Below are 1,761 nucleotides of genomic sequence, written 5' to 3'. Positions count from 1 at the left end.
GACGCGGCCGCGGCGCCAGCCCGACCAGGGCGCGCTGCAGCCGCAGCACCCACCGCGGCGGTGTCGGGGAGGGGGCGGAGAGCACCAGCCGGTCGACCAGGCCGGGATGCCGGCCGGCCACCCGCAGCGCCACCGTCGCCCCCAGGCCGTGCCCGACCAGCCGCAGCCGTCCGGCGCGGTGCTCCTCGGCCAGCGCCACCACCTGCCCGGCCGCCTCGTCCAGGTCGAAGGGACGGCGGTCGGTGGGTTTCAGCCCGGCCAGCCAGGGGACGGCCATCCGCTGCCCGGCGGGGAACGAGCCCACCTGCGGCTGCCATCCGGCCGGTGTGTCGCCGAGCCCGTGCAGGAAGACCAGCAGCGTCCTGGGCCCGGTGACCCCCGCGTCGCTCATCGCGCCATCCTCCCACCCCGCCACCGCCCGCCCCGCCGCATGGGTGGGCACCCACCCCTCCGCGGTTCGAGGTGATCTCGGACGCCCGCGCACGCGGGATCACCTCGAACCGCGGGAGGAGGGGTGGGCGCCCGGATCCTGCGGTTCGAGGTGATCGCGCGCGCCAGGACGTCCCCTGCTGCCTCGAACCAGCGGGAGACGTCCGCGGGTGGAGGTGATGGCGGGCGCCAGAGCGTCCGCTATTACCTCGAACCGGCGGAGGAAGAACCGGCGGAGGAAGCGGGGGCAGCGGGTCAGGGGGTGAGCGGGGTGACGCTGATGCCGTCGGCGTCGACGTGCCAGTCGACGTCGGCCAGGGACTCCACGACGAGGTCGGCGCGCAGCTCACCCCGCGGGGTGGTGGTGCACACGGCCAGGGTGGCGCAACCCGCGGCCCGGGCGGCGGTCAGCCCGGCGGGGGCGTCCTCCACCACCAGGCACCGGCTGGGGTCGACGCCGAGGCGTCGGGCGGCGGTGAGGAAGGGGTCGGGGTGCGGTTTGCCGCGCTCGACGTCGTCCACCGTCACCACCACGTCGGGCCGCGGGATCGCGCTCGCCTCGATCCGGACGTCGGCCAGCGGCCGCGTGCAGGACGTCGCGATCGCCACCCGCGAGGCCGGCAGCGCCGCCAGCGCGTGCAGCGTGCCGGGCAGCGGGACCACGTCGTCGACGTCGGTCAGCTCCAGGGTGTTGATCCGCTCCAGCGCGCGGACGTGGGCGTCCTCGGGGAGCAGCCGGGCCACGATGCTGGCCGCCGGCATCCCGTGGTTGCCGGCCAGCTGCTCGGCGGTGATGTCGTGCTCGGTGGCCCACGCGGTCCAGGCCCGGAGCACGGCCGGGGTGGAGTCGATCAGCGTCCCGTCCATGTCGAAGATGACCGCCTCGAACCGCCGGCCACGCAGACCGTCCTGGTCACTCACCCTCGGTCCTCCTGTCCACGCCGTGCTCGCGCCGAGCCTAGTGGGCGTCCCCACCGGCCCACGACGGCCGCCGCTGCGGGGGCTCCGGCCGCCGGAGGTGGCAGGCTCGGCTGCTAGCGTTCGCCTGAGTCGACTCCCGGAGGTGCCCCTGTGAGCGAGCAGCCCCCTCACGACCGCGGCGCGCAGCGACCCACCGTGGGTCCTGGCGCGCCGTGGAGCTCGGACGTCCCGTCCGGGCGGGCGGTCTCGCCGCAGCCGCAGGGCGGTCCCGTCGCCAGCTCGGCCTCCACCCCGGTGAGCACGCGCTGGGAGGACGACGACGCCACCCGCAGCGCCACGCAGCCCGGACGTCCGGGCACCCCGTCCGGCTCGCCGGCCCCGGGCCCGGTCCCGCCCGGCCCGGCCGGGGCG

2 protein-coding genes are annotated in these 1,761 nt (G+C 76.9%); both read right to left on the bottom strand.

Annotation, left to right across the window (positions count from 1 at the left end; all coding sequences use genetic code 11):
• The coding region (locus DVA66_RS20105) for an alpha/beta fold hydrolase (protein WP_157974191.1) at positions 1-391 on the bottom strand (391 nt) is incomplete at its 3' end.
• 293 nt (positions 392-684) lie between these two features.
• Entirely contained in the window at positions 685-1,350 is a 666-nt protein-coding gene (locus DVA66_RS20100) for an HAD-IA family hydrolase (protein ID WP_232822096.1), read from the bottom strand.
• Positions 1,351-1,761 lie beyond the last annotated feature (411 nt).

It is taken from the genome of Desertihabitans aurantiacus (genome assembly GCF_003344635.1).
Lineage (GTDB): Bacteria > Actinomycetota > Actinomycetes > Propionibacteriales > Propionibacteriaceae > Desertihabitans > Desertihabitans aurantiacus.
This window is presented reverse-complemented; position numbering and strand designations above follow the sequence as displayed.